The organism is Allobosea sp. P4_E12 (genome assembly GCF_056401655.1).
Map to the genome: position 1 here is coordinate 1 of NZ_JBFUIY010000103.1, position 3,087 is coordinate 3,087.

Sequence of the window (3,087 nt, forward strand, 5' to 3'; positions counted from 1 at the left end):
TTTCGATCTCCAGGCAGCCTGCAGCGCTTCGTCGCCGTCTTCTCCGCCGTCCGCAATCTGTTCGTCCCGCCCCGGTCCCGTCGCTCCGCCCTCGCCATCCATCTGCATCGTCTGTGCGCCATGGCACAATGGAAAGCCGTCGCTGGCCTCGCAGCGTGAGCCCGTCACCCGGTTGAGTTCGCTTCAATGGTCCGCGGTTAACGTGACAACGCCGGTCAGGGCGCGCTTGCGCCGGTTGAAGCGCTGAAGCAGCAAGGGCGCGAAGTAGACGACCCAGCGGTGGATCGTGGAATGGTCGATGCTGATGCCGCGCTCGGCCATCATCTCCTTCAGGTCGCGCAGGCTCAGGCCGTAGGCCAGATACCAGCGAACACACAGCAGGATCACCGATCGGTCGAAATGACGGCCCTTGAACATCTGAAGTCCTCCTGCCAACGGCTGGAAGGTGATGCCCTAACCTCCGTAACTGAAGAGTTTGCAACAGAACCGGCCCGCTGACGCTAGCTAGGATGGCGCGGACGCTTGATGAGGTGAGGTCGCGGCGGTCGCCCATCTGCTGCACACCAGCCTCTCCGCGAGGGAAAGCCTTCGCCTCGTCGTTGCCGCCACGGGCGGACCGGAGATCAACGCAGCCAGGCGCGTCTTTCGGAGGGGCAAGGCATGATCCTGTCCATGCTTGACCAGGATCTCGGCGATGGGACTTCGTCGTGAGCGCCATTCAGTCCCATTGGGTCTCGTCGCAGGAGTGCTTAGGAACGAGCGTCCGCCCCGGCGAAGCGATATCCATCAAGCCTGAACGCCGGCCATACGCATCTGGCTTGGCGCCACACCTGTCCATTGCTTGAACGCATGCGAGAACGCGCTGACCTCTTGGAACCCCAATAGCCAGGCGACCTTGGAGACATGGTGGTCGCGATCGTTGAGATAGCGCACGGCTAGGTCGCGCCGCAGCTGCTGGAGGATTTCCGAGAAGCTCAGGCCCTCCTCGGCGAGCCTCCGCGCCAGTGTTCGTTCGCTTAATCCAAGCTGGCGGGCGATGACCTCGGCGCGAACCTTGCCATGAGGCAGCAGCGGCGCAATCGCATTCTCGACGCTCACCCGCAGAGGGCTGGCATTGGTTGTGCGGGACGACAACGCCGCCTCGCAATAATCCAGCAGGAGATCATTGAGGTAAGGGTCGGCATTAATGAGAGGGCGCTCGCGCGCGTCAGCGTGCAAAACGATGGCATCGGTCTCGGCGCCGAACTCCACCTTCGTTCCGGCAAACCGCGACATCGCAGAGGTATCGCCCGATCGGTGATGCGCGATCGAGACGTGTTGAGGGACGAGGTTTGCGCCTATCAGGATGCGGCAGATCCGGATTGCTCCAAAAATGCAGAACTCGGCCTGGTGCCGATCGGAATGCCGAGGAAGTCCGGCATAGTTCAGAGTGATGGTGAACTCACTTGCCTCGGCAACGCTGAAGACCAATGCTTCATTGGTGATCGAGCTATACCGGGCAATTCGTTGCAGTGCTGCGCCAAGCGTTTGCGACGACGCCATCACATAAAACAGCAACCCGAGAGCTCGGGGCTCGAACTCCTGCGCCAGGGTGAAGCCCAGGCAGTCATCTCCCAGCGCGGTCCCGGCCCGCTCCAGGAATGCGACCTGACGCCGGGCAGGCACTCTTTGATCGCCATCGGCGAGCATGTCCTCGGTCAGACCGACGTCGTTCAGGAGAGGCGCAACCGGTATGCCGGCGCAGGCAAGACGCGTTATGGCAAGGCGCGAGATACCCGCTAGCGTCGTTGGGAGGGAGGTCAGATCGTGTGGCAAAGCCGCCGAACTCCCATTTCCATGTTCGGGGCCAAACCCACTCAGGCTGGAGCGAGCAAAGAATTGGCCGAAAATAACAAGCCGCCGACGCTGGGGCCACGCATTTCGCGGAGGTCCGCCTTAAAGCGCGCGGCAGACATGCGGAGAGAGAAGCTTGAAGAGGTCGATATCGCGCGTTTGATAGTCACCCGCTTCCGCGGGGCGATCCGACATTGTTAGTGGATCGACTGGCGCGACGCCATCGCGGTTCGTGGAGTTGGGCCAAATTGCGCAGCCGACGCGCCCACGGACGATCCTCTACGTCCTGCTCGTTGCACCCTCTGATGCCGTGCGGCTAGCGCGGCTCTGGCGGCTGTTTTTGATTTTCGGATCCGGCGGATCCTGTGCAACATCCTCACGGACAAGGAGCGCGGTCAAGGATCGAGGAACACACTGACATGAGCGGTTTTCCTGACTGGCAACTGGTCTGGCACCAGTTCAGGGGCATGACATCGGGCGACGTTCCGATCTGGATGAGCGCGCCGGGTCACTGGATGGATGCGCCGTTTGTGATCACGCCTGTGACCTATCCTGACGGGAGTGTGTCTCGGCATTTTGCGGCTCGCGACAATGCCAACCACCGCGTCATTACCAATGTCGCCGAAACCCCCGAAGAGGCGAAGCACATTGTCGCGCAATACATTGCCGAAATCCGTGACGGGCATGTCTGGGACGGCGTCGATGTCAGCCCCGACGAGCTTCGTAAGAGAGTGGCGCGCAACGAGAGGGCCAAGGACTGACGATTCACCAGGGCGGAATTGAGGCCCAGCCGGCACCCATCCCACGCCCGGCCGCAGAAGGGCTGGCCTCGCGCATGTCTGGGGCAAGTCAGCACGCGACGTGGGGGCAGTAGGCCGCCCGTTGTTGGGGATGGCCCTAGCGCTCCAGCGAGCAATGCGCAGGGACGTAGGCCGTCTTCAGCCGGCGGGGCTTCAGGCCTTCTTGGAAACCGAGTGCTGCGGCAAATGCGTGGCCGCTATCCGACGAGGCCGTGTGCAAACGCGCTATTGGGATGCCTGAGGTGTGCGCCGCGTCGTCTGCGGGTGAAGTTGGACGAGAGTCGCGGCGACCCTTTCAGGTCCGCATCGCCAGAATGAGCGGCCCAGCGCCAAGGATGGCGATCACTCTCTTCAGATTGTAGGCCAGGACGTGGAGGCTCATCTCCGTACTGACGTTTTTGAGGGACTTGGTCTTGAAGTGGGTCGCTCCCATCCAGGCCTTTAAGGTTCCGAA

The 3,087-nt window shown here is 62.0% G+C and carries 2 protein-coding genes and 3 pseudogenes; 2 read left to right on the forward strand and 3 right to left on the reverse strand.

Annotated features, from left to right (window positions below):
* A pseudogene (locus tag AC1DW9_RS36315) lies at positions 1-159 on the forward strand (IS6 family transposase); the annotation flags it as partial.
* A gap of 54 nt (positions 160-213) precedes the next feature.
* Here AC1DW9_RS36315 and AC1DW9_RS36320 read toward each other — a convergent pair.
* Positions 214-417: pseudogene (locus AC1DW9_RS36320) on the reverse strand (IS6 family transposase); the annotation flags it as partial.
* Between the two features lie 369 nt (positions 418-786).
* A complete protein-coding gene (locus AC1DW9_RS36325; protein WP_441508761.1) occupies positions 787-1,815 on the reverse strand; it encodes an AraC family transcriptional regulator in 1,029 nt (342 codons plus the stop codon).
* A 437-nt stretch (positions 1,816-2,252) separates the two neighbouring features.
* Here AC1DW9_RS36325 and AC1DW9_RS36330 point away from each other — a divergent pair, with 437 nt between their 5' ends.
* Complete coding sequence (locus tag AC1DW9_RS36330) at positions 2,253-2,594, forward strand: hypothetical protein (protein WP_476777545.1); 342 nt, start codon at positions 2,253-2,255, stop codon at positions 2,592-2,594.
* A 334-nt stretch (positions 2,595-2,928) separates the two neighbouring features.
* Here AC1DW9_RS36330 and AC1DW9_RS36335 read toward each other — a convergent pair.
* A pseudogene (locus tag AC1DW9_RS36335) lies at positions 2,929-3,087 on the reverse strand (IS5/IS1182 family transposase); the annotation flags it as partial.